Source organism: Pseudoxanthomonas sp. (assembly GCF_002863005.1).
In the GTDB taxonomy this organism is placed as follows: Bacteria; Pseudomonadota; Gammaproteobacteria; order Xanthomonadales; family Xanthomonadaceae; genus Pseudoxanthomonas_A.
Genome location: NZ_PKDG01000018.1, coordinates 166880 through 191669, shown reverse-complemented (window position 1 = coordinate 191669; position 24790 = coordinate 166880). Strand labels below are relative to the sequence as shown.

The 24790-nt window shown below is 67.7% G+C and carries 18 protein-coding genes and 2 tRNA genes; 7 read left to right on the top strand and 13 right to left on the bottom strand.

All coding sequences use genetic code 11. From position 1 onward, the window contains the following. Positions 1 to 2 precede the first annotated feature (2 nt). Positions 3 to 1733: a formylglycine-generating enzyme family protein gene (locus tag CYU89_RS08690; protein WP_296280259.1), complete on the bottom strand. Its 1731-nt coding sequence runs from the start codon at positions 1731 to 1733 to the stop codon at positions 3 to 5. Between the two features lie 229 nt (positions 1734 to 1962). Here CYU89_RS08690 and rnd point away from each other — a divergent pair, with 229 nt between their 5' ends. Together rnd and CYU89_RS08680 are read left to right on the top strand one after the other, a co-directional pair. Continuing rightward, positions 1963 to 3072 carry a ribonuclease D gene (rnd, locus tag CYU89_RS08685; protein WP_296280206.1) on the top strand — a complete coding sequence of 370 codons (1110 nt, stop codon included), beginning with the start codon at positions 1963 to 1965 and terminating at the stop codon, positions 3070 to 3072. A 17-nt stretch (positions 3073 to 3089) separates the two neighbouring features. Then, positions 3090 to 3165, top strand: a tRNA-Ala gene (locus tag CYU89_RS08680). A 126-nt stretch (positions 3166 to 3291) separates the two neighbouring features. Here the strand turns inward: CYU89_RS08680 and CYU89_RS08675 are convergent. Next, on the bottom strand, positions 3292 to 6042 hold the full coding sequence (locus CYU89_RS08675; RefSeq protein WP_296280205.1) for a TonB-dependent receptor: 2751 nt from the start codon (positions 6040 to 6042) through the stop codon (positions 3292 to 3294). Positions 6043 to 6353: 311 nt separating this feature from the next. Then, the gene (locus tag CYU89_RS08670) at positions 6354 to 7970 is read right to left on the bottom strand and encodes an alpha-glucosidase family protein (protein ID WP_296280204.1); all 1617 of its coding nucleotides are present in this window, start codon (positions 7968 to 7970) and stop codon (positions 6354 to 6356) included. A gap of 371 nt (positions 7971 to 8341) precedes the next feature. Between CYU89_RS08670 and CYU89_RS08665 the strand changes: the two genes are divergently transcribed. After that, positions 8342 to 9727 (top strand): MFS transporter, encoded by a 1386-nt coding sequence (locus tag CYU89_RS08665; protein WP_296280203.1) that lies wholly within the window; start codon positions 8342 to 8344, stop codon positions 9725 to 9727. Then, positions 9727 to 11415, top strand: coding sequence for an alpha-amylase family glycosyl hydrolase (locus CYU89_RS08660; protein ID WP_296280202.1), 1689 nt, complete (start codon positions 9727 to 9729; stop codon positions 11413 to 11415). The genes CYU89_RS08665 and CYU89_RS08660 overlap by 1 nt, the downstream gene beginning before the upstream one ends. A 160-nt stretch (positions 11416 to 11575) precedes the next feature. On the opposite strand, the gene CYU89_RS08655 is transcribed toward CYU89_RS08660, so the two are convergent. The 4 genes from CYU89_RS08655 to CYU89_RS08640 all read right to left on the bottom strand — a co-directional run bounded on the left by CYU89_RS08655 (position 11576) and on the right by CYU89_RS08640 (position 14150). Continuing rightward, complete coding sequence (locus CYU89_RS08655; RefSeq protein ID WP_296280258.1) at positions 11576 to 12610, bottom strand: LacI family DNA-binding transcriptional regulator; 1035 nt, start codon at positions 12608 to 12610, stop codon at positions 11576 to 11578. Between the two features lie 172 nt (positions 12611 to 12782). Beyond that, positions 12783 to 13265, bottom strand: a complete 483-nt coding sequence (locus tag CYU89_RS08650) for an OsmC family protein (protein WP_296280201.1) — start codon at positions 13263 to 13265, stop codon at positions 12783 to 12785. A 38-nt stretch (positions 13266 to 13303) separates the two neighbouring features. Beyond that, entirely contained in the window at positions 13304 to 13828 is a 525-nt protein-coding gene (locus CYU89_RS08645; protein ID WP_296280200.1) for a rhodanese family protein, read from the bottom strand. Positions 13829 to 13838: 10 nt separating this feature from the next. Then, positions 13839 to 14150 (bottom strand): metalloregulator ArsR/SmtB family transcription factor, encoded by a 312-nt coding sequence (locus CYU89_RS08640; protein WP_296280199.1) that lies wholly within the window; start codon positions 14148 to 14150, stop codon positions 13839 to 13841. A gap of 73 nt (positions 14151 to 14223) precedes the next feature. Between CYU89_RS08640 and CYU89_RS08635 the strand changes: the two genes are divergently transcribed. Further along, the gene (locus CYU89_RS08635; protein WP_296280198.1) at positions 14224 to 15084 is read left to right on the top strand and encodes an MBL fold metallo-hydrolase; all 861 of its coding nucleotides are present in this window, start codon (positions 14224 to 14226) and stop codon (positions 15082 to 15084) included. Between the two features lie 5 nt (positions 15085 to 15089). On the opposite strand, the gene CYU89_RS08630 is transcribed toward CYU89_RS08635, so the two are convergent. The 6 genes from CYU89_RS08630 to CYU89_RS08605 form a co-directional block, all read right to left on the bottom strand. Further along, positions 15090 to 15827: a murein L,D-transpeptidase catalytic domain family protein gene (locus CYU89_RS08630; RefSeq protein WP_296280197.1), complete on the bottom strand. Its 738-nt coding sequence runs from the start codon at positions 15825 to 15827 to the stop codon at positions 15090 to 15092. A gap of 49 nt (positions 15828 to 15876) precedes the next feature. Next, positions 15877 to 16917 (bottom strand): L,D-transpeptidase, encoded by a 1041-nt coding sequence (locus CYU89_RS08625; protein WP_296280196.1) that lies wholly within the window; start codon positions 16915 to 16917, stop codon positions 15877 to 15879. 200 nt (positions 16918 to 17117) lie between these two features. Next, positions 17118 to 18407: a threonine synthase gene (gene thrC / locus CYU89_RS08620; protein ID WP_296280257.1), complete on the bottom strand. Its 1290-nt coding sequence runs from the start codon at positions 18405 to 18407 to the stop codon at positions 17118 to 17120. A 53-nt stretch (positions 18408 to 18460) separates the two neighbouring features. Then, positions 18461 to 19390 carry a homoserine kinase gene (locus CYU89_RS08615; protein WP_296280195.1) on the bottom strand — a complete coding sequence of 310 codons (930 nt, stop codon included), beginning with the start codon at positions 19388 to 19390 and terminating at the stop codon, positions 18461 to 18463. Positions 19391 to 19421: 31 nt separating this feature from the next. Further along, positions 19422 to 21914, bottom strand: a complete 2493-nt coding sequence (gene thrA, locus CYU89_RS08610) for a bifunctional aspartate kinase/homoserine dehydrogenase I (RefSeq protein ID WP_296280194.1) — start codon at positions 21912 to 21914, stop codon at positions 19422 to 19424. A 327-nt stretch (positions 21915 to 22241) separates the two neighbouring features. After that, positions 22242 to 22697, bottom strand: a complete 456-nt coding sequence (locus CYU89_RS08605) for a GNAT family N-acetyltransferase (RefSeq protein WP_296280193.1) — start codon at positions 22695 to 22697, stop codon at positions 22242 to 22244. A 117-nt stretch (positions 22698 to 22814) separates the two neighbouring features. Between CYU89_RS08605 and CYU89_RS08600 the strand changes: the two genes are divergently transcribed. Further along, positions 22815 to 22891: transfer RNA gene (locus CYU89_RS08600), tRNA-Arg, on the top strand. Positions 22892 to 23136: 245 nt separating this feature from the next. Continuing rightward, positions 23137 to 24669, top strand: coding sequence for an aldehyde dehydrogenase family protein (locus CYU89_RS08595; protein WP_296280192.1), 1533 nt, complete (start codon positions 23137 to 23139; stop codon positions 24667 to 24669). The last annotated feature ends 121 nt before the right edge of the window (positions 24670 to 24790 follow it).

The window sequence follows — 24790 nt, the reverse complement described above, 5'->3', positions numbered from 1 at the left end:
GGCTAGATGCCGCGAACGACGCGGAAGCCCACCCGCGCATTAGTCATATCCGAATCCGAGGACGAACGCCACGCGGCACGCGCCTGCGCCGGCGAACTGGCCCAGGAGCCACCGCGCACCACCCGCGACCGGCAGCCGGGATTGAACCACGCCGCGCCGTCGGCCGGCGCACGCCGGTAGCTGGCATGCCAGCAATCGCCCACCCATTCGCTGGTATTGCCGTCCAGGTCCTTCAGGCCGAAGGCATTGGCGCGGAAGCGCCCCACCGCCGCGGGGCCCCAATAACCGTCGCCATAGCCGACGAAGGCGTTGTTCCAGTTGCGTCCGCTGGGCGAGCGGTCGTTGCCCCCGGTGAGGTTGGCGACACCGCGCGGTGGCTGGCCGTTGCCCCACGGATAGCGGCCCTGCTGGCCGGCGCGCAGCGCGTATTCGTACTCGGCTTCGCTGGGCAGGCGATAGCCGTGCCCGGTCTGGCCCGCGAGCCATTCGGCGTAAGCCTCGGCGTCGTACACGCTCACGTGCAGCACCGGCATGTCGTCGCTGGCGGGCTGGCCCGCATAGTCGGACTGCCAGTCGACGCCACTGCGGCGCACGAAGTTGCCGCTGCGCTCGTCGTACACCACCGAGTGTCCGCGGCGGGTGGCGCGCGGGCGGTACTGGGTGGCCTCGACGAACCGGCGGAATTCGCCCACCGTCACCGGGTGCCGCGCCATGGCGAATCCCCGGTCGAATCGCACGTAATGGGCCGGCTTCTCGGCATCCGCCGCGCCGGCCTCGTCTTCGGCCGCGCCCATGCTGAAGCCGCCGTGCGGCACCACCACCATTTCGGGACCACGCCCGCCATGGTGCAGCGCGTCGGTGAAGGCCTGGCCGGGACGGAACAGGCCGTAGTGGGTCGCCAGGTCGATGCGCTGGCGGAAATCCGCAGCCACCCGGTCACCGGGTTCGGCGATGCGCAGCACCTCGGCCAACTTCACGCGCGCGTCCTTCAGCCCCAGCGGCGTCGCCAGATCGCGGATGCCGGCATCCCTCAGCGCGATGATCCGCGCCAGGCGGATGCCCTCCACGCGCAGGCGCGCATCGGCGACCGTCGGGGCGTCGTCGCGGACGGCGGCAGCATGTCCCAACCACGTGCGCGCGGTGGCGAAGTCACTGGCCTGTGCCGCCACCTCCGCCCGCCGGATCATCGCGCTTTCCACCGCGGCGATGCCCTGCCGCGCACGCGCCTGGCCCGGCTTCCACTTCAGGACTTCGCGGAAGCCGGCCAGTGCGCCGCCGCCCGCCTCGCCCAGGCTGCCCTCACGCAGCGCACGCTCGCTGGCCATGTTCAGGCGCGTGAGCTGGTCGGCTTCGTCCACCCGCGCCAGATACGCGCCCACCGCCGGATCGGCCGGCGCCACGGTGCGTGCCACGGCCGCGATCTGGCGGGCGCGGCGCAGCGACTCGGTCCGGTCCTCGGCATGGCGCACGGCCTGCGCGCCCTGATCCAGCAGGCGATCCAGACTGCGGTCCAGTCCCGCCTTCGCCCTCGCATCGTTCGCATCGATGTCGCGCAACGCAAGGTAGAGGGGAATGGCGTCATCGGGACCGTCGAACAGGCGCCCCTCGGACAGTGCATCCGCAGCGCGCTTGTGCGCCTCGGCGACGTCCTCGGGCGCCAGCGCCACCGGGGGCGGTCGCCAATTGAGCTCCTCGACCCCGCTGTCATCGCCGGTGACCGTGACACTGGGCATGCGCAAGGCATCGCGGGCCGCGCCTGCGTCCTGCGCCTCGGGCGCATCGCGCGAGCAGCCCGCCAGCCATGGCAGCGACAGCAACAATGCGGCGAGGATCGCGCGCAAACACCCTCCGTGATGGGAGCCTGCGCCCCCGTGAGACAATGCGGGCAGACACTACCTGCACAGCCCGGACCTTAGGTTATTGTCCCCTGACTGAGCAATCGAAGCATCACGCGGAGAACACGTGCCCCACTGGATCGACACCCCCGCCGCATTGGATGCGCACCTGCAGCGCCGGCCCACGCGGATCGGGCTGGATACCGAATTCGTGCGCGAGCGCACCTACTGGCCGCAGCTCGCCCTCGTGCAGATCGCCCTCGACGACGACGTGCTGCTGGTCGATCCGCTCGCGCCGGGCATGACCGCCGCGCTGCGCCCCTGGCTGCTCGACCCCGCGATCACCAAGGTCATGCACAGCGCCAGCGAGGATCTGGTGGCCTTCAAGGTGGCGTGCGATGCATTGCCGGCGCCCCTGTTCGATACCCAGATCGCCGCGGCGATCGCGGGCATCGCCGCGGGCCTGGGTTACCAGAAGCTGGTGGAACGCGTCACCGGCGTCGTGCTGGCCAAGGGCGAGACGCGCTCCGACTGGCTGCGTCGTCCGCTGAGCGAATCGCAGCTGCACTATGCCGCCGACGACGTGCGTTATCTGTTCGCCGTGCACGATGCCCTGCAGGCGCAGCTGGTCGCCAGCGGCCGTCTTGCCTGGCTGGAAGAGGACTGCGCGCGCTTCGTCGAGAATGCCGCCAGCGACGACGTCGAACGCTGGCCGCACCTGTCGATGCGCAGCGCACAGTTCCTGGACGCGGAAGCGCAGCAGCGGCTGGTACGCCTGCTGCGTTGGCGCGACAGGCAGGCGCGCACCAGCGACAAGCCGCGCAGCTGGATCCTCGACAACGAGCTGGCGGTCGCGCTGGCGCGCACGCCGCCCGCGGACAAGGCCTCCCTGTTGCGCCTGTTCGACACCCAGCCGAAAGCACCGCGCAAGCTGGCCGACGCGATCTGGCAGGCCCTCGACACGCCGTTGGACGACGAGGCCGCGCTGCCGCTGGCCCGCACCGCCACCGACGGCGACAAGGCCCAGCTCAAGCGCCTGCAGGATGCGGTGTCGGCACGCAGCGTAGAACTCGGCTTGCCCGACGGCGTGCTCGCCTCGCGTCGCTACCTGGAGGCGCTGCAGGAGTCCGGCCGGTGGCCTGCCGCACTGGCGGGCTGGCGGCGCACCGAACTGGCACCGGCGCTGGACCCCATCCTCGACCGTTCAGGCTTGGCACCGGCCGCGGCCGCGGGCTAGAATGGCGCCGCTCTTGTGGGGCCATAGCTCAGCTGGGAGAGCGCGTCGTTCGCAATGACGAGGTCGGGAGTTCGATCCTCCCTGGCTCCACCATCCAACACGAAAGGCCAGGCGAATGCCTGGCCTTTTTTGTTGCCTGCGCGCCGCCATCCGCAGTCTCCAAAAGAAAAACCCGCCGGCAGCGAGCCGGCGGGCTGGGAGAGCAAGGTGACGCGTGGATCAGAACTTGTAGTTGACGCCCAGCAGGTACGTGCGGCCCCACTCGATGTATTCCAGCGGACGGTCCTTGGTGCCGGCGTAGGTCTGGTAGGCCTCGTCGGTGAGGTTGCTGACCTGGAACAGGAAGCTCAGTCCGTTCAAGGCATGGCCGTCCGGGAACGAATAGCTCACCTGGGCGTCGGTGACGTCCTCGCCGACCACGTAGCGCAGGGTGCGGTCGCCGTCGAAGTTGCCGATCTCGCCGATGAAATCCGAACGCTTGCGCTGGCTGACACGCGCTTCGAAGCCGTTGCGCTCGTAGTACGCGGTGAAGTTGAACGTGCGCTCGGACAGACCCGGCAGCGCGATGTCCTGGCTGCCGACGCTGTTGGTGGACCCCGGCGGCGGCGGGATGGTGATGTCGCTGTCGTTGAAGCTCGCGCTGGCGATCACGCCGAAGCCTTCCAGCGCGTCGCTGAACAGGTCGAGCGGCAGCGATGCGGTCAGCTCGATGCCCTGCATCTTGCCGCCCTTGCCGTTGTAGGGCGCGGTGAAGCGACCGGTGCTCTGCGTCGGCGGCTCGCCCGGACCGGGCACGTAGTCGACCAGGAAGTCGCTGAAGTCGAAGCCGTCGCGCGATTCCGTGTAGATGTAGGTGCGCAGGTCCTTGTAGAAGAACGCCGCGGCCACGTACGCCTTCGTGCCGAAGTACTTTTCGTACGACAGGTCGAAGGCGTAGGCGCGCCAGGGCTCCAGTTCCGGGTTGCCGCCGCTGCCGCCCGGCTCGCCGGTCGCGGTATTGACGCCGAACTCCAGCGAAGCGCGCAGCTCATCCACGCGCGGACGGGCCACCTGCTCGGCCAGGCCGACGCGCAGCGTCTGATCGGCCGGCAGCGAGAACGCCAGGTTCATGCTGGGCAGCACTTCGGTGTAGGTCTTGCCACGCTCGACCGGCTGCACGTTGCTGCCCGCCGGCTGGGTGCTGTCCCAGTAGCGCGACGTCGACGACTGGTCGACGTGCTGGATCTGCACGCCGATGTTGCCGCGCACCGGCACGGAACCCCATTCGGTATCGAGGTTGGCGCGTGCGAAGCCCGTGGAGATCTTCTCGTTGACGTCCCATGCCTTGGGAATCAGGTAAGACAGATCGTCGACGGGATTGAACGTCATGTAGCGCGCGACCGCAGCCGGCACGTTCCAGGACGGGATGTAGCCGATGCCGGCGAACCGCAGGTCCACCAGGCCGTACTGCAGGTCGGACCCGACGGCGGTGACGCCCTGTGCGCCGAGGTTGATGTTGCCCTCGGGCTGGCGCTTGCTCTTCTCGCGATCGGCATAGTTCAGGCCGACATCGAGATCGGTGAACCAGCCCAGCGCTTCCGGCAGCGGGAACGACGCCGCCAGCTTGACGCCCTTCAGTTCGTCCTCGACCTTCGGGGTCTTGCCGTAGCCCGAGCCGTAGATCGTGTTGGCCAGGAACAGTTGCGACGGATCCGAGTAGTCGAAGCCCGGGTTGATCTGCGAGAAGCCGCCCGAACGGAACGTCAGGTCCACCGAATCCAGCTGCGGCGCCGGCAGGCGCTGGGTGTTGTTCTCGAGGTTGATCTCGTCGCGCTTGGTCTTCGACCAGCTGACGTCGGCGGTCAGGCGCACCGAACCGACATTGAACTCGTTGTTCCAGCCGAAGGCGTTGATCTCGTCTTCGCGGTAGTTGTACATGCCGCGCACCAGCGGGTACACGTTGTTGGCCGTGCCGCCGGTGAACGTGTCGTTGCCGTTGATGACCGGGTTGTCGACGTCCAGGCGACCATAGCCGCCGTTGTAGTCGCCGATGTGCACTTCGAACTGGTTCGCGGTGCTGACCTGCTCGGCTTCGGAGTGGAACAGGTCCAGCGTGCTGGTCCAGGCGTTGGACGGACGGAACTGCAGCGTGGCCATCACGCCATCGCGCTTGGTTTCGCCGGTCCGGCGCAGCGCCTTGATGCCGTCGGAGTAGAACGTGCCTGCCGGCACGCCCGGGCGCCAGTTGTCGCCGATGGCCTGCCACGGCTCGTACAGGCCGACCTGGTTTTCCTGGATCGGCGTGGTCGCGTGCGAGTAGCCGATCGAGAAACCGAAGGTGCGCGCTTCGTTCTGGGTGATGTAGCTGGCGTTGATGCGCTCGCCGTAGCCGGACGCATCGGCGGCATTGCCCAGCGAGTTACGCTGGCCGCGGATGCCGACGGCGCCGACCGGTGCATCGAAGCTCAGCGGACGCACGGTCTGCATGTCGACGGTACCCGACAGGCCCTGGCCGACCAGGCCGGCATCGGGCGTCTTGTACACGGTGACGCCGCTGACGAGCTCGGACGGGTACTGGTCGAACTCGACGCTGCGGTTGTCGCCGGTGCTGACCATCTCGCGACCGTTCAGCAGCGTGGTGGAGAAGTCGGGCGACAGGCCACGCACGCTGATCACCTGCGCACGGCCGGCGACGCGCTGCGCCGCGAGGCCAGGCAGGCGCGCCAGCGATTCGGCGATGCTGACGTCAGGCAGCTTGCCGATGTCTTCGGCCGAAATGGCTTCGACGATGGACGTGGAATCGCGCTTGACCGAGATCGCGCTCTCGATGCCGCGACGGATGCCGGTCACGACCACCGTATCGAGCTCGGTGGCATCGGCCTGTTGGGTCTGTTGTTCGGTCGTGGCGGCGGTCTGGGCGTTCACACCGGTCGCGGTGAGCGCGATGGCAGACGCCAACGCCGCGCTCAGCAGGTTGCGCTTGAGTTGCATGTTCCCCTCTCCAAGGACGTTGTATGCGACGAACCGGGTGCGTCGCGCCATGCGATCGCCCGGGTCTTACACGCCGGGACACGGGGCCCCGGAACGTGCGGCCATGGTAGTGGCGCACGCAGTCGCACAAATCGCCCTGCATACGTATTCATGCATATTTCCGCGACCCGCCGTAACGCGCGTTCCGTACGGAAAAACAGGCGAAAGCACGGCATCGCCGGCATGCGCGCACAGGCGTCGGGAAGGTCCGTCCACGACGCCACGCCCATGCGCATGCACGGTGGGTGCGTACCGTTCGGAAAAGGAAAATGTCAGCGCGCGCGTGCGAAGAACACGCCGCGGGGCGGCAGCGACAACCGTGTTCCCTCCAGCGACACCCGCGGCAGGCCGTGACCGTCCAGCGCGTCCACCGGCATGCCTTCCGGCAGCGACCACGTGACCGGTTGCGCCGACAGGTTGAAGACCGCCAGCACGCGCTGCCCGTCCGCTTCGCGCACGAAGGCGAGGACGGGTTCCTGCGCGTCGAGGAAACGGATGCTTCCGCTTCTCAGTGCGGGCTGCGTGCGTCGCCACGCGAGGAAGCGGCGCACGAGGTTGAGCACCGACGCGGGATCGGCGTCCTGCCGGGCGACGTTGATGGCGCGGTGTTCGTCGGGAATCGGCAGCCACGGCGACGCCCGGCTGAAGCCGGCCTGGTCTCCCCCGTCCCATGGCATGGGCGTACGGCACCCATCGCGCCCCTTGAAATTGGGCCAGAAGGTCTTGCCGTAGGGATCCTGCAATGCTTCATACGGCACGTCCGCTTCCGGCAGGCCCAGTTCCTCGCCCTGGTAGAGGCAGACCGAGCCGCGCAGCGAGCACACCAGGGCCACCAGTTGTGCGGCCAGCGCGGGCGAGGCATCCCCGCCTCCCCAGCGCGTCACCGCGCGCTGCACATCGTGGTTGGACACGGCCCAGCACGGCCAGCCTTCCACCATCGCCGCTTCAAGCCGTTCGACGGTGCCGCGGATGTAGGCGGCGCTGCCGTCCTCGGTCAGCAGCTCGAAGCTGTAGCCCATGTGCAGGCGCTGGTCGGTGACGTACTCGGCCGTGGTGGCCAGTGAGTCTTCGGACGAGATCTCGCCGAGCGCCGCCGCGTCAGGATATGCGTCCAGCAACCCACGCAGGCGCTCCAGGAAGGGAATGTTCTCGGGCTGCGTGTTGTTGAAGTAGTGATACTGGTAGGCGTACGGGTTGTCGGGACTGAATCCGCGGCCCACGCGCTGGTCTTTCGGCTTGGGAGGATTGTCGCGCAGCTGCGCGTCGTGGAAGCAGAAGTTGATCGCATCCAGGCGCAGGCCATCGACACCGCGGTCCAGCCAGAACTGCACGTTGTCCAGCGTGGCCTGTTGCACGGCCGGGTTGTGGAAGTTCAGGTCCGGCTGGCTGGCGAGGAAGTTGTGCAGGTAATACTGCTCGCGACGCGGTTCCCAGCGCCAGGCGACGCCGCCGAACAGCGACATCCAGTTGTTGGGGGGCGTGCCGTCTTCCTTGGGATCGGCCCATACGTACCAGTCGGCCTTGGGATTGTCGCGGCTCTCCCGGCTTTCCTTGAACCAAGGGTGTTCGACCGAACAGTGGCTCAGCACCTGGTCGATCATCACCTTGACGCCCAGCGCGTGCGCCTTGGCCAGCAGGCGATCGAAGTCCTCCAGCGTGCCGAACAGCGGGTCGACATCGCGGTAGTCGGCGATGTCGTAGCCGAAGTCGGCCATCGGCGACTTGAAGAATGGCGAGATCCAGATGGCGTCCACGCCCAGCCCGGCGATGTAGTCGAGCTTCTCGACGATGCCCGGCAGGTCACCGACGCCATCCCCGTTGGTGTCCAGGAAGCTGCGCGGGTAGATCTGGTAGATCACCGCGCCACGCCACCAGTTGTTCTTCGTCATCGATGCACCCGTCGCAATGCGTAACGCACCCCTCCGGTGCGCTCGGCGGGCGCCACTATTCCACGCCGTGCCGGACTGCGTGCACGCGGGTCGCGGTCGCCGCGCATGAATACGTATGCAGATCGACACGACCCGCGACGACACGGCATTCGCGTCATCGCACCCCGACCACACTTTCCAGGTCGCAAAACCCATGCCTGCCAACGGTTTGCAGGCATCTCGCGGGCGATGGCATCGCAAGGATGGGCGGCAACTCGCGCCTGCGTGTTGTTTGCGGTGCAGCATGGAATCGGACGCGCATGTCGGCAAGATGCCGCGACGTTCGCCATCGCGCGCGCACTTCCACTGAAACACGCCACCCAGGGATCCGAATGACCGCCAAGCCCCGCCTGTCCTTCTGGCAGATCTGGAACATGTCGTTCGGCTTCCTCGGCATCCAGTTCGGGTTCGCGCTGCAGGGCGGCTTCATGTCGCGCATCTTCCAGACACTGGGGGCGGAAAAGGATGCACTGCCGCTGTTGTGGATCGCCGCGCCGTTGACGGGACTGCTGGTACAGCCGGTGATCGGCTACTTCAGCGATCGCACCTGGCATCCGCTGCTCGGGCGGCGCCGGCCGTATTTCCTCGCCGGCGCGATCCTGAGTTCGATCGCGCTGGTGTTCATGCCGCACTCGCCGACCCTGTGGATCGCCGCAGGCCTGCTATGGGTGCTGGATGCGAGCATCAACATCAGCATGGAGCCCTTCCGCGCGCTGGTGGCCGACAAACTGCCGGAGAGCCAGCGCTCCTACGGCTTCGTGCTGCAGACCTTGATCATCGGCATCGGCACATGGGTGGCCAGCAACCTGCCGTGGTTCATCACCCGGTTGGGCGTGTCCAACGAAGCGGGCCCGGGCGTGGTGCCGCCCTCGGTGAAGATCGCGTTCGCCATCGGCGCCTTCGTGTTCATGGCCAGCATCCTGGTGACCATCCTCACCACGCGCGAATATCCGCCGGATGATCTGGAGCGGTTCAAGGCCGAGAAGCGCGCGCAAGGCAACGTGGCCAGCGAGATCGTCCGCCATGTCGTCCACATGCCGGCGCAGATGCGCCGCCTGGGCGTGGTGCAGTTCTTCAGCTGGCTGGCGTTTTTCGCCATGTGGAGCATGGCTACGCCCGGCCTGACCGAACACGTGTTCGATTCGGCCGCACCGGATCCGGCGGCATTCGACATGACGGTGCCCGCGCAGGCGGCGGCGTTCCAGTCGGCCAACGGCGCCTTCCAGGACGCGGCGGACCTGGTGGGCTCGTACATGGGCTACTACGGCCTGTCGTCGATGCTGGTGGCGCTGCTGCTCAGCTTCTACGCCGCACGGCTGCCGCTGAACCGCAAGGCCGTGCACGCCGGCTCGCTGGTGCTGGGCGGGATCGGCTTCCTGTCGATGTGGTTCGTGCCCCACCCGTCATGGCTGATCGGGTCGTTCGCACTGGTCGGCGTGGCCTGGGCCAGCATCCTGTCGATGCCGTACGCCCTGCTGTCCAGCCATGTTCCGGCGGAGAAGATGGGCATCTACATGGGCATCTTCAACATGTTCATCGTGGTGCCGCAGATCGTCGCCGCGACCCTGCTCGGCCCGGCCCTGCGCCACTTCTTCGACAACCAGGCGATCTTCGCCCTCGTGATCAGCGGCGGCAGCCTGCTGCTTGCCGCCCTCTCGCTGGCCGGCGTGCACGAAGCCGCCGACGCTCCCTCTTCCGCCCCGCCGCAGGTGCACTGATGCGTTTTCCCGCCCCCCGCCCGCTCGCCGTGTTGCTCGCAGGCCTGCTGTGCGCCCCCACGCTGGCGTTCGCCGTCGTTCCCGTCGACGAGGTCTACGGCACGACCGAACCGTTCGCGAAAGAGGCGGTGTACTTCGTGCTGACCGACCGCTTCGTCAATGGCGATCCGTCGAACGACCATCGCGACCAGGGTGGGAAGCACCCTACCTTCGATCGCCCCACCCCGGGCGCACCCGCCGGGCGTAGCGACAACATTGGCTACCTCGGCGGCGACTTCAAGGGTGTGCTGGACAACGCCGGCTACATCCACGACCTCGGCTTCACCTCGGTATGGGTCACCCCCATCGTCGACAATCCCGATGAAGCGTTCACCGGTGGCGAGGAAGTGAAGTGGGAAGGCATGTTCACCGACCGCGGCAAGACCGGCTACCACGGCTACTGGGGCATCAACTTCTACAAGCTGGACGAACACCTGCCCAGCGAAGGGCTGGATTTCGCCGGCTTCACCCGCGCCATGAAGGATCAGAAGCTCGACGTGGTGCTGGACATCGTCGGCAACCACGGCTCGCCCGCGTACTCGATGCCGAAGATGCAACCGCAGTACGGCAAGGTCTGGGACAAGGACGGCAAGCTGATCGCCGACCACCAGAACCTGGACCCGGACAAGCTGGATCCGCGTCGCAAGCCGATGCACGCCTTCTACAACACCGGCGGCGGCCTGGCGCAGTTGTCCGACTTCAACGAGAACAACCCGGCGGTGATGGAGTACCTGATCGGCGCGTACGAGCAGTGGATCGACCAGGGCGCGGCCGCGTTCCGCGTGGACACCATCGCCTGGATGCCGCACGCGTTCTGGAAGGAATTCGCCGACCGCATCCGCGCGAAGAAGCCGGGCTTCTTCATGTTCGGCGAGAACTTCAACTACGACGCCGCCAGCATCGCCGGCCATACCTGGGCGCGCAATGGCAGCTACAGCGTGCTGGACTTCCCGCTGAAGGCCAAATTGACCGAGGTGTTCGAGAAACCGGGCACCAGCTACGAGGAACTCGGCAAGGCGCTGTACCTGGAAGACGGTCCGTACGCCAATCCGTACGATCTCATGACGTTCTACGACAACCACGACATGGCGCGCATGAAGGCCGCGGACACCGGCTTCATCGACGCGCACAACTGGCTGTTCACGGCGCGCGGTATCCCGGTGATCTACTACGGCTCGGAAGTGGGCTTCGAGCGTGGCAACGCCGAGCACGCCGGCAACCGCAACTACTTCGGCCAGGAACGCATCGACGCGGCACCGCAGAGCCCGATCTTCGCCCCGTTGAAGCGCATCGCGCAGCTGCGCCGCGAAACACCGGCCCTGCAGCGCGGCTTGCAGCTCAACGTACGCCTGAAGGGCGACCAGGCGATCTTCTACCGCGTGCTCCAGCACGAAGGAACCACCCAGACCGCCCTGGTGCTGCTGAACAAGGCGGATACGCCGGCAAAGATGTCCGTGTCCGAGTATCTCGAGCCAGGCCAGTGGCGCGACGCCTTCACCGGCAAGACCCAGCGCGTGCGCAACCGCCTGCAGGCGGACGTGCCGGCCCACGGTGTGCGCGTGTTCCTGCTGGATGATGCGATTGCGCGGGCCGATACCCGTGCACGTCTCGCCGAGCTGATGGCACGCAAGTCGCCGAAGGCGGATTGACTCAATGCCTTCTGTGGGAGCGACGCAAGTCGCGACCGCTAACCAGAAACGACCTGTACGCGCGTCGGCGCGCTGGAGAGGGCACGTTCTCGGAGACGGGGAACGCCAGCAGAGCTGATGGCGCGCGGTCGCGACTCACGTCGCTCCTACAACCGCAGACTCACTTGGCAGCGGTCGATCCGCGCAGCGCCAGCTTCACCGGAATGGTCTGGCTTTCCGCCGGTTCGCCATTGATCAGCGCCAGCAATGTCTCGACCAGCAGGGCGCCCGCCAGCTTGGTGTCCTGTTGCACGGTGGACAGGCCGGGATTCATGAAACTGGCCAGCGGGATGTCGTCGAAGCCGGCCACCGCGACATCGTCGGGCACGCGCCGGCCGTGTTCGAGCAGCGCCTTCATCGCGCCGACGGCGATCAGGTCGCTGGCACCGAAGACGGCGTCGAACGTCGCACCACTCGCCAGCAACGTGCTGGCCGCCTCGTAGCCGGATTGCTCGGTCGTGATCGCATCGACCTGCAGTGCAGGGTCGGCCACCAGGCCGGCGGCTTCGAGCGCCCGGCGATGGCCGAGGTAGCGCTCGAAGAATTCCGGGTAGTGGTTGGACGCATGTCCGAGGAACGCGATGCGGCGACGCCCCTGCGCGACCAGGTGCGCCGTGATGTCATGGCCGCCCTGGGTGTTGTCGCAGCCGATCGACACCCCGGGCGTGCCGGGCTGCACGGCGCCCCAGCGGACGAAATGCGTGCCCTGCTCCACCAGCCGCTCCAGCCGGCTGCGGGCTTCCAGATAGTCTCCATAACCCAGAAGGATGATGCCGTCGGCCTTCTTGCTGTCCTCGTAGTCGGCCTGCCAGTCGGTCGACAATTGCTGGAACGAGATCAACAGGTCGTAGCCGCGCAGTGCGCATGCACGGGTAATGCTGCCCAGCATGGAGAGGAAGAACGGGTTGATCGCCGATTCGTCGGGCGTGGGATCTTCGAAGAAAAGCAGCGCCAGCGTTCCGGAATGCTGCCGGCGCAGGTTGGACGCGTTCTTGTCCACCTTGTAGTTGAGCTGTTCGGCGATGGCGAGGATGCGCTTGCGTGTTTCCTCGTTGACCATCGGACTGCCCCGCAGGGCGCGCGACACGGTGGGCTGGGACACGCCCGCGAGGTGGGCGATGTCCAGCGAGGTGGCCTTCCCCTTGATGGGCGCGATCACGGACGGCTTCGGATACGGACGGCGGAGGGCAGGATCATGCCACGCCGGGCCGCAGGCGGCGATCCGGTCGGGGCCTCCCCTTCCGCCGTGGGAGCGACGTAAGTCGCGAAAGGGCGCCGGCAGCGCCTCATCACGACGTACCTCGCTCCCCCAAGAGCGGGCTCGCAGCTCAGGGCGTGCCCTGGTCCGTTCGAGTCGCACCGTGCAGCTGCACGCCATCGGCGTCGGTGATGCTGACGGAGACCTCGATGCCGTGGCGCACGCTCTCGGTGACCACGCAGAAGTTTTCGAACTGGGCCAGGATCCGCTCCAGCGAGGCATGCGTCGCCCCCGCCTCGGCCAGCCGGATATCGGCATGGATGTGTCCCACGCGCAGTCGACCCTGTTCGTTCCGCACCAGTTCGGCGGTCGCGTGGGTCACCAGCTTGCCCGGCGCGTTCTTGAACTTGCGCAGGGCGAACAACAGGCTGGCCGACAGGCAGTTGGCCACGGCCGACAGCAGCAGGCGCGTCGGGTTCGGACCTTCGCCCTTCCCCAGCGGCTCGGGCTCGTCGGTCATGAGGTCGGCGATGGTCGTCTCGTCGAAGCGGATGCGGAAGGCGTAGTCGTCTTCCTGCTCCAGGGTGAGGCTGATGCGCTGGGTGTCACTCATGGAGGGCTCCGTTGGGAAGAGTCGGGCGGTGGACGGGATCATGGCATCGTGCGGCGATTCCAGGGCATCCATGCCAGCACGCGCGCCATGCCGCAGAAGCCGCTGACGCCCGCGAACACCAGGCCTGCACCCACGAAGCCCGACAGCAGCAGACCATACGGCGAGACCATCGCGGCCACCAGGACACCGGTCAGTACCAGCGCCCCGGCGGCGATCTGCACCTGCCGCATCAGCTCGATCGGCTGGCGACGGTCCACGCGGACCGGCAGGCCGGCGCCTTTCCAGGCCTCAAGACCGCCGGACAGGACGAACGCCTCGCATCCATCCGCTGCCGATGCGAGCATGGGACCATTCGCCCGGGTGCGGGCACCGGAGCGGCAATGGAAGATCAGGGTCTTCGAAGCGCCCCGGGGTATCGGCCCCGTCGCCTGTGCCACGGGCCACAGCACGGCGCCTGGAATGTGCTCGCGTGCATGCTCGTCGCGATTGCGGATATCCACCAACACGGCGCCGTCCGACAGTAGCGACCGCGCCTCGGCGGGAGAAATCGATGGAATCGTCATGGATGCTTCCTCATGGGCAATACAGGTCTTTCAACAACGACACGACACGCGCCACGCGCGGTTCGGCAATGCGGTAGTACACGCTCTGGGCCTCGCGGCGACTGTCCACCAGTCCATCGTCGCGCAGCTTCGCCAGATGCTGCGACAGCGCGGACGGACTGAGTCCGACCTGCTGCGCCAGCTCGCCGGCACTGCACTCGCCTTGTGCGACGAGGGTGCACAGGACCAGCAGCCGGCCGTCGTGGCCCAATGCGCGCATGAGGGCCGCGGCGTCGGCGGCGCTGGCACGCAGTTTTTCCAGGTCGCGTTGTTTGAACGGCATCGGCCGGCCTTTACTTTAGACTTTACTTAATTTAGTTTTATCTAAATCAAAAAGCAACCCCCCGGAGATCTCCATGACCACCCCCGCCGTGCACGCCTGGTTCGACGACGCCACGAACACCATCACCTACGTGGCCTGGGACCCAGCCACGCGCCAGGCGGCGATCATCGACCCCGTGCTGGACTACGACCACCGTTCCGGCCGCGCCTCGCACCACAGCGCCGACACGTTGCTGGGCTTTGTCGCCGACCACGGACTGACGGTGGACTGGATCCTGGAGACGCACGCGCACGCCGACCATCTCAGTGCCGCCCCCTACCTGAAGGACAAGACCGGCGCGGCAATCGGCATCGGTTCGCGCATTACCGAGGTGCAGCGAACGTTCGCCCCGGTGTTCGGGCTGGATGACGTGAGTGGCGAGGGGCGCGAGTTCGACCGCCTGTTCCGCGATGGGGACACGTTCGCGCTCGGGGGGCTGCAGGTCGAGGTGATCCACACCCCGGGCCACACGCCCGCCTGCGTGTCCTACCGGATCGGCGAGGCGGTTTTCGTGGGCGACACGCTGTTCATGCCCGACTACGGTACCGCGCGTACCGATTTCCCCGGCGGCGATGCGCGCACGCTGTACCGCTCGATCCAGAAACTGCTCGCCCTTCCGCCGAGTACCGTGCTGTACCTGTGCCACGACTACAAGGCGCCGGGACGCGACCACTACGCGTGGCAGACCACCGTGGCCGACGAGAAAGCGCGCAACGTGCACGTCGGCGGCGGCGTGGACGAAGACAGCTTCGTCGCGATGCGCGAAGCGCGCGATGCCACGCTGGCGGCGCCGACACTGCTGCTGCCGTCGCTGCAGGTCAACATCCGCGCCGGCCGCCTGCCGGCACCGGAAGACAACGGGCGACGCTACCTGAAGATTCCGATCAGGATCTGACCCGATCATCCACCCGGCGGGATCGATGCCGGATGGGTGGCCACGCCGCTTCCGCAATCGGCGCTGAGCAAGCGCGACTGCTTCAGCCAAGCGGGATCGGGATAGTAGGCGAACAGGAACGAACCGCCGCGGATGCTGTCGATCAGCGGCTTGGCCACGGCACTGCCGACTGCCGGGCACCCCAGGCTGCGGCCGAGGCGTCCCTGCATGCGCACGAGCGCGTCGCTGACATAAGGGGCGCCGTGTATGACGATGGCGCGCTCACGCGCCCTGTCGTTGAAGCCCGGCTCAAGCCCCTGCAGGCGCAGGGAATAGCCGTTGGATCCGCTATACGCTTCCTGGGTGACGAACGCCCCGAGGCTGGACATGTAGCTGCCGGTCGCATTGGAGAAACGGGTGGCGAGGTTCTCCCCCGTGTTGCGCCCGTGCGCGACGCGCTCCTCGAACAACAGGCGTGCGCGCTCCAGATCGAACACCCACAGCCGGGGCTGCGTCGACGGCAACGAATAGTCGATCACGCTGAGGCGCCGCATCGGCACCGGTTCGCCGCGCCGGATCGTGCACGTCATCGCACGCGCCGCCATCGACAGCACCTCGCGGTCGAGCGACGGCGCGGCACGATGCAGCGCATCGACCAGGCGTTCGGAAGGCGCGGGAGGCGGCGAAGCGGCCCGTACCGCGTACGTCGGGGCGATACCCGCAACGACGAGGCACAACGGCAGCACGCGGTGGCAACGGTTCATGACGGAATCCGGGGCATGGGAAGCAGCATCCCGGTTCCGTCCGGGAGGCTCAGCGTACCCCCGTCGTGGGGCTGCTTTCGTCCGATTCCAAGACGGGCACGGTCGACGGGTCATCCTGCGTTGCGCGCACACCGGGCAGATCGGACAGCAGTACGGTCGTCCCGGGCTTGAGGACGGCGTACAGGCGGCGGGCGAAATCCTGCGGAATCCAGAAGGAATCGCCCAGCGCGCGCAGCGGCGGCATCGGCGCGCCCTCCTCGCCCAGCACCCGATGCGCGACCCAGCGATGTTCCTTGCGCCGGGGATCGAGCAGGCTGGGGATGTCCTCCATCTCGGTCGTCATCACCAGCAGCACGGTGCCGTTGAGCGCGAAGTCGCGGACCCGCTGCACCGGTGCGGCACCGATGAGCACGCCGTTGCGCAACACCGATACCCGCTGGTCGTACAGGCTGACCAGGATGCTGACCGGCCCGTCCGGGGACGCCGCCTCGTTCCAGTACACCTCGTACGCCGACAGTGGCGGATGTGCCACCTGCCCTCCTGCGGTCACCGGGGCCAGCACGGCGGGATGCACCAGGCTGGCCGGCGATGCCTTCGCATTGGCCACGACCACCGAGTCACCGAAGCGCGTGATGCCGAACAGCTTCTCGGCGAAGGCCTGCGGCAGGCGGACGCAGCCATGCGACGCCGGATAGCCCGGCAAGTGTCCCCCGTGCAGCGCGATGCCGTCCCAGGTGAGCCGCTGCATGTAGGGCATCGGTGCATTGTTGTAGAGGTTGGAACGGTGATCCTTGTTCTTCTGCAGGATGGTGAACACGCCGGTCGGCGTGTCCTTGCCGGCCTTGCCCGAACTGATCGTGGACACGCCGATCGCGATGCCGTTGCGGTAGACGTAGGCGCGCTGTTCGTCGAGGCTGACCACCAGCACCACCGGGCCTTCCGGCGCGATCTGCGGGTACCAGAGGAATTCGCCCGGCTTCAGCGCGCGGACATCGGCCTGCGGTACGGCGGACTGCGCGTGCGTAATGGTCGGAACGATGCTGGCGAGCACGGTGGCCAGCAGGAGGGTCTGCAACAGGGTGCGCTTCATGGGCGAGAGCTTATCGCAGGTGGGTCGTGCGCCGAGGACGGCGACGCCCTCCTGCAGGAGCGACACGAGTCGCGACCGTGCACCAGCGACTGCTCGGAAGCCCTCTCGACATCATCCCCGGCGCACATGAAGACGTCGACGTGCATCAGACCGTGCGGTCGCGACTCATGTCGCTTCTGCAGGGGCGATCCGTCACCGGGCTAGACCGAGAGGCGCTCGCGCAAGGCGTTGTAATCGGCCGGAATCGGATCGGCCTGCGCGGGACGCGCCAGCAGGTCGGCCAACGCGGGCGGCACCTCGACGGCACGCCCGATCAGCGGTTCCACCACGCTCTCGAACTTGGCCGGATGCGCCGTGGCCGCGACCGCCCAGTCGCCCTCCTCCCCCTGCGCGCGCAGGTCCTCGAGGACGTTCACCGCGGTCGCCGTATGCGGGCAATGCACCTCGCCATGATCCTGGAACCTGCGCGCGATGACCGCGCGGATGGTCGCGTCGTCGACACTGGACGCCGTGAACGCCGTCCGCAGCGCCGCGTCGCCGCCTGCGTAGAGCCAGCGCAGGCGCTCGAAGTTGCTCGGCGCACCCACATCCATCGCGTTGGCCAGCGTCGACACGCTGGCTGCCGGCGCATAGTCGCCCCCGGCGAAGAAATCCGGCAGCACGCGATTGGCATTGGTCGCCAGCACGATCCTGCCGAGCGGCACGCCGAGTGCGCGCGCCAGGATTGCCGCCATCGCGTTGCCCAGGTTGCCGGTGGGGATGACCACGTTCAATGTCCGCCCCGTCTCCGCGCGGTGCGCCAGCGCTGCATGGGCGTAGTAACTCATCTGTGGCAGCAGCCGGCCCAGGCTGATGCTGTTGGCGGAACTCAGGGGCACCTGCGCTTGCAGGTCGGCATCGTTGAGGGCGCGCTTCACCAGCGCCTGGCAATCATCGAACGAACCCGCCACGCGCAACGCCGCGATGTTGTCGCCGAAGCAGCCCAACTGGTGCGCCTGCCGCGGCGACACGCGTCCGTCCGGATACAGCACGACCACGCGCAGGCCCGGCTGGCGATGGAAGGCGGCCGCCACTGCCGCACCCGTATCGCCGGAGGTCGCGACGAGGATCGTCAAGGGCGTGGCGTGCTCGCGACGCAGGCGCGCCATGCTCGCGGCGAGGAAGCGCGCGCCGAAATCCTTGAAGGCAGCGGTCGGTCCATGGAACAACTCGAGTACGTGGTCTCGCGGCGTCCCGAGCGGACGCAGCGGCGCCGGGAAGTCGAAGGCCTCGCCGCAGATCGCCGCCAGTTCGTCTTCCAGTCCATCACCCGCGAAGAACGGCGCCAGCAGGGTCGTTGCCGTCCCGGCGATGTCGCGCCCGGGCGCGAGCTCGCGCGCCTTCGGGAGTGCCTCGGGAACATACAGCCCGCCGTCAGGCGCGAGGCCGGCGGCGATCGCCTGGCTGAGCGAGGCGGCAGGTGAAGCGTGTCGGGTCGAGATGAAGTTCATGAGGTTCGCAGGCAAGGCACCACGCATGCAGTCGCGGCGGCCGGTGGAAGGAATCAGTGGGCGGACAGGAGTTCCGCGCCCGTGGCATTGATCGGCGACACCCAGGCCTGGCTGTCGAAGCCGGCCGAGGCGAAAGCGGCCTGCACGGCCGGTGTTGCCGCTTCCGCTTCGCCACGCGACTCGAACCAGGCGAACACACTGGGGCCTGCACCCGAGATGCTGGCGCCCAGTGCGCCTGCGTCCAGCGCGGCGCGTTTCACGGCATCGAAGCCGGCGATCAACGGTGCACGGCGCGGCTCGACCAGCACGTCGCGCAGGCCGTCGCGCACCAGCATCGCATCGCCGGCGTGGCAGCCGGCGAGGACCAGTGCGAGGTTCGCGCTCTGGGCCACGAACGCCTTGAGTTCGTACGCTCCCTGCAGCGCGGCTCGCGCGCGACGCGTCTCCAGGATGGCCTCGGGATGTACGAGCAGGCTGTGCCAGTGATCGGGCACGGGTATGCGCACCAGCCGCTCGGCCGTCGACAGCACCAGCCCGCCCAGCAGCATCGGGCCCAGGTTGTCGCCATGCTTGCCGCCGCTGGCCACCGCCTCGCCCACGAGTGCGTGCGGATACAGCTGCTCGCGCGTGAGCGGCGCATCGAGCAGCGCGTTCGCGGCCACCAGCGCGGCCACGCAGGATGCGGCGGACCCGCCCATGCCCGAGCCGAGCGGAATGCCCTTCTCGATTTCCACCTCGAATCCGAACGGCAGTGCCAGGGCTTCGCGCAGGGAGATCAGCGCCGCACCCGCGGTGTTGCCGGGCGCATCCAGCGGCAGGTCGACAGTGGCACCGCGGATCGCCGAGATGCGGACGTCCGCCGCGTCGATGCGACGCACGGTGACGGTGTCGCCGACGCCTTCGATCACGTGGCCCAGGATGTCGAACCCCACGCCGACGTTGCCCACCGATGCCGGCGAAAACGCACTTGCCTGCTGCCTCATGCCCACGCTCCGTCCCTCGTCGTCGGATCCCTCACAGCTTCGCCCCCTGCCCGGCCGCCACGCGCAGCACGTCGGCGAAGACGCCCGCGGCGGTGACCTCGGGACCAGCGCCGGGGCCTTGCACGATCAGCGGATTGTCGCAGTAACGGCGCGTGGTGAACTGCACGATGTTGTCGGTCAGGCGCAGGTTGCCGAAGGCGTGCCCCGACGGCAGCTCGACCAGCCCCACACTCGCATGGCCTTCGGCATCGAGTCGTGCGACGTAGCGCAGCACGTTCCCCGCGGCGCGCGCGTTCGCAAGCCGCTCACCGAACGTGGCATCCACCTCGCCCAGTCGCGCCATGAAGTCGTCGACACTCGCCTGCCGCAGCCCTTCCGGCACCAGGCTCTCGACCTGCACGTCTTCCAGCGCCAGTTCCCGGCCCGCTTCGCGCGCCAGGATCACCAGCTTGCGCGCCACGTCGGTCCCGGACAGGTCATCGCGCGGATCGGGTTCGGTGTAACCCAGGCCGCGCGCTTCGGTGACCAGCTGCGAGAACGGCACGCTGCCGTCGAACCTGTTGAACAACCAGGCCAGGGTGCCGGAGAAGATGCCTTCCACGGAGACCACGGTGTCGCCGGTATCCACCAGGTCGCGCAGTGTCGAGATCACCGGCAGTCCCGCACCGACCGTGGCTTCATAGCGGAAGCGGGCACCGCTGGCCGCAGCGGCGTCGCGGATGGCGTGGTAACGCGCCAGCGGACCGGCACCGGCCTGCTTGTTCGGCGTGATGACGTGGATGCCGGCGGCCAGCCATTCGGCGTAACGGTCCGCGACCACCGGGCTGGCGCTGCAGTCCACGATCACCGCATGCGGCATGTGCGCGGACAGCAGGTGCTGTGTGAAGCGGTCGAGGTCGGCCGGTTGCGTACTGGCGTCGAAGCGGGCGCGCCAGTCGGCGCCGATGCTGCGCTCGTCCAGCAGCATGCGCCTGCTCGAGGCGATGGCGCGCAGGCGCAGGTCGACGTTGGCCTTGCCCAGCAGTTGCGGTTGCGCCGCGCGCAGTTGCTCGATCAGTGCGCCCCCGACATTGCCCGGGCCGATCACGCCCACCGCGAAGGTCTGCGGCGACAGCCAGAAGCCCGCATGCGCCGCACGCAGCGCCTTGGTGGCGTCGGCGCTGTCGATCGCCACCGAAATGTTGCGCTCGGAAGACCCCTGCGCGATCGCCAGGATATTGACCTGCGCGCGCCCCAGCGCGCCGAACAGGCGCGCCGATACGCCGGGAGTGCCCGCCATGCCATCGCCGACCGCGGCGAGCACGCTCACGCCATCGCGCCGCTGGACGCGCTGGATCTGCCGGGTGTCCAGCTCGTGCGCGAAGGCGTCCAGCAGCGCCGCCTGCCCCTTTCCCGCCTCGCTGGCCCGGACCACGCAGCAGATCGAATGCTCGGACGAGCCCTGCGAGATCATCACCACCGACACATGCGCGTTGCGCAGCGCCGCGAACACGCGCTCCGCCGTGCCGGGGACGCCGATCAGGCCGGTGCCTTCCAGGTTCAGCAGCGCCAGGTCGGCGCTCAGCGTCAGCCCCTTGACCGGGCCGACCGCATCGCGTTCGGCGGTGATGCGGGTGCCGGGATGTTCGGGATGGAAGGTATTGCGGATGATGATCGGCAGGCCGCGTTCCATCGCCGGCGACATGGTCTGCGGGTGCACGACCTTGGCGCCGAAATATGCGAGTTCGCAGGCTTCGTCGTAGCTCAGGGCACCCAGCTGCACGGCTTCCGGCACCACGCGCGGGTCGGCCGACAGCACGCCGTCCACGTCCGTCCAGATGTGCAGTTCGGCGGCGTCGTACAGGGCGGCGAAGATGGCGCCGGAGTAGTCGCTGCCGTTGCGGCCGAGCGTGGTGAAACGGCCCTCGCGGTCGCGCGCGACGAAGCCGGTGGCCACGACGCGGCGCTGGGGGTGTGCGGCCTGCCACGCCGCCAGTCGCTGCGCGCTGGTTTCCCAGTCGACCACCACGCCGAGTTCGCCGTGGTCGACGCGCAACACATCGCGCGCGTCCAGCACGGCGCAGTCTTCGCCCTGCAGCGTCAGGTATTCCCCGAGCAGGCGCGCCGAACAGACTTCGCCCAGCCCCTGCACGCGCTGCAGGACGAGTTCCGGCAGCCCGCCGATGACGATCAGTGCGTTGAGGATTTCCTCGAGCCGGGTGAAGCGCTCGTCCACCCATTCGATCACCGGTCCCGATGCCTCGCCGAGCAGCGCGACGGCCGCACCGCGATGGCGCGCGCGCAAGGCGTGCCAGGCCTCATGCCATTCCGGGCGATTGGCCGCGGCCAACTCGCACAGCTCGATCAGCGCGTCGGTCACGCCCTTCATCGCCGACACCACGGTGACCTGCACGTCTTCGTCGCGCGCCAGCAGCAGCTGCGCCACATGGCGGTAGCGCTCGGCATCGGCAACGGACGTGCCGCCGAACTTGTGGACGACGGTGCGCGGTTTGGCAGGTGGGACTTCGGCGTTGCGGGACGACATGGGTCAGGAACCTCGGGTAGGAGGCCCGGCACGCATCAGGAAGTGGGGAGGCCCTGCATCCTGATCCGGGTGCGGGGCCGTGGTTTGCTTATTACGCGAACACGACCAGCCGCACCCGACGAGTCAGGGTGGTAATGGTCGTAATCAGGGAGCGTCCGCCGCACGCATGCGCCGACGCTGGCATGGGGGCCGGGGTCGGGGTCGCACAGGGGTGGACGGAAGGTCGCATGGCGCAAGAGAACCACGGAACCCCGGGGGGCTGTCAAGCGCTGCGACGCAACAAAGCCAATGATTTCAGTTGGATGCAACTGAAACCAATACACTTGCCTACAGCGCACGTGTCATGAAGACGCTGTTCGGGTCTTCGACGTAATCGCCGAAGGGGGCGCATGGATGGAAACCGGCACGCGCATACAGGGCATGCGCGGGGGCGAAGTACGCCATCGCACCGGTTTCCAGACTGAGGCGCGCATACCCCCGCCTGCGCGCCTCGGCCAGGATGTGATCGAGCATCGTCGCAGCGACGCCACGTCTCAGGTGCGTCTGCGCGGTCCGCATCGACTTCACTTCACCGTGGGTCGCGTCCAGCGCGCGCAGCGCACCGCATCCGGCCAGCGTCTCACCGTCCCAGAGCGTCCAGAAGGCGATGTCGGGTTGCCGCAGCGCGTCCAGGTCGAGCGCATGCACGCTTTCGGGCGGCGAGGTGCGATGCATCCAGTCCAGGTGCTCCTGCAGCAGCGCAATGACGTCAGGATGGCGGAGGTCATCGAGGCGGATGTCCATGGGTGCGAACAGGTGGGGGGGCGTTGTTCCACAGTGCCATGAGGATCGTCGGCGTGATACGGCCGGGCGCCGGATGCGTCGTACGTGGCGGCGCTTCGTGCGAGAATCGGCGCCGATGGCCCCGTAGCTCAGCTGGATAGAGCGGTCCCCTCCTAAGGGACAGGTCGTGCGTTCGAATCGCGCCGGGGTCACCATCTTTCCCATCGCCCGCGCCGCCTGCGCACCTCGGCGAATCGACGATCTATCCGTTCCCGCATCGGCAATCCGAATAAAGCCCGGCACCGAATCATCGGCGTTCCGCGCAATCATCGATGGGCCCGGAATCGCTGGAAAAACACAGACTTACGCAAGGTCCGGCGGGCCGTCTCTGGTAGAATCGCGCACCTCTTTCGATGCTTCGCCGTCCGGCGGCATCCCGTGCAACGACCCTGGAGCTTCCATGCCTGCTGACCTCCTCAAGGCCCTCGGCCTTACCACCACCAACTCCGGCACCTACCTCGGCAGTGGTGAGTGGTCCACGACCACCGACGCCGGCCTGCTGCAGTCGATCAACCCGACCACCGACGAGGTGATCGCCGAGGTCCATGCGAGCAGCCAGGCCGACTACGAGAAGATCGTCGCGCGCGCCCAGGCCGCCTTCAGGATCTGGCGCACCACGCCGGCGCCGCGCCGCGGCGAAGCGGTGCGCCTGTGCGGCGAAGCGCTGCGCAAGCACAAGGACGCGCTGGGCTCGCTGGTCGCGCTGGAAATGGGCAAGAGCAAGCCCGAAGGCGACGGCGAAGTGCAGGAGATGATCGACATCGCCGACTTCGCCGTGGGGCAGAGCCGCATGCTGTACGGCTACACCATGCACTCCGAGCGCCCCGGCCATCGCATGTACGAGCAGTACCAGCCGCTCGGCCTGGTCGGCATCATCAGCGCGTTCAACTTCCCGGTCGCTGTGTGGGCATGGAACGCGTTCCTGGCCGCGATCTGCGGCGACATCTGCATCTGGAAGCCGTCCAACAAGACGCCGCTGACCGCGATCGCCAGCATGAAGATCTGCAACGAGGCGCTGAAGGCCGGCGGGTTCCCGGACATCTTCTTCCTGATCAACGACGCCGGCGTGGAACTGGCGCAGCAGTTCGTCGACGACAAGCGCATCCCGCTGATCAGTTTCACCGGCTCCACCCAGGTCGGCCGTACCGTCGGCGAACGCGTCGCGCGCCGCATGGGCCGCAGCCTGCTGGAACTGGGCGGCAACAACGCGATCATCCTCGATGAAAGCGCCGACCTGAAGCTGGCGATCCCCGGCATCGTGTTCGGCGCCGTCGGCACCGCTGGCCAGCGCTGCACCACCACGCGTCGCCTGATCGTGCACGAATCCATCTACGACACCGTGCTGTCCACGCTGGTCAAGGCGTACAAGCAGGTGGAAGGCAAGATCGGCGATCCGCTGGATCCGGCCAACCTGATGGGCCCGCTCAACAGCCAGGGCGCCGTGCAGCAGTTCCTCGATTCCATCGCCAAGGCCAAGGCCAGCGGCGGCACCGTCGAAACCGGCGGTACCGCGATCGACCGCCCGGGCAACTTCGTGCTGCCGGCGATCGTCACCGGCCTGAAGAATTCCGATGAAGTCGTCCAGCACGAGACCTTCGCGCCGATCCTGTACGTGATGAAGTTCAAGACCCTGGACGAAGCCATCGACATGCAGAACGCCGTGCCTCAGGGCCTGTCGTCGTCGATCTTCACCCAGAACCTCAAGGCGGCCGAGCAGTTCCTGTCGGCGGCCGGCAGCGACTGCGGCATCGCCAACGTCAACATCGGCACCAGCGGCGCCGAGATCGGTGGTGCATTCGGTGGCGAGAAGGAGACCGGTGGCGGCCGCGAGTCCGGCTCGGATGCATGGAAGGTCTACATGCGCCGCCAGACCAACACGATCAACTACTCCGACTCGCTGCCGCTGGCACAGGGCATCAAGTTCGATCTCTGACCCGAACGCGGCCGGCCGGCATGCGTGCCGGCTGCCCTGAACGGGCCGGCTTCTGGGATAATCGCGCCACCCCTTCCGGGTGGCGCTTTTTTTTGTCCGCCCGGTCCAGCGCCGGCGCGCC